Raw genomic sequence first — 317 nt, forward strand, 5'->3', positions numbered from 1 at the left:
CTATCACTGGACAGCGGGCTGTAGTTGTAATTTATGTTAACGAAGCGGCAGCGTAGTGCATAAATTGCAACGAAGGACTGCTGTTCCGGTGGATAGCTTTGTTAAGTGTTTGGCAGGCACGATGCAAGACCGGCCTCCAATACACTACTTGTTATAGACCAAGCATAAGCCACATGATGACAACCGCCACCTATGTTATTTCCCCCATCAGTTGCCTCACAATATTCATATAAAGACTTTTGATAGTCACTTATAAAATTATTAAGGCATTCTTTCTCTTTGCCTTCTAGTGAGTTAACTCTTTCTAAGATTACTTG

1 protein-coding gene is annotated in these 317 nt (G+C 41.3%); it reads right to left on the reverse strand.

The features are described from left to right. Positions 1-101: 101 nt before the first annotated feature. The coding region (locus tag ACGHEH_RS21825) for a hypothetical protein (protein WP_390449923.1) at positions 102-317 on the reverse strand (216 nt) is incomplete at its 5' end.

Origin of the sequence: Pseudoalteromonas sp. MTN2-4 (assembly GCF_042848605.1) — a bacterium.
Lineage (GTDB): Bacteria > Pseudomonadota > Gammaproteobacteria > Enterobacterales > Alteromonadaceae > Pseudoalteromonas.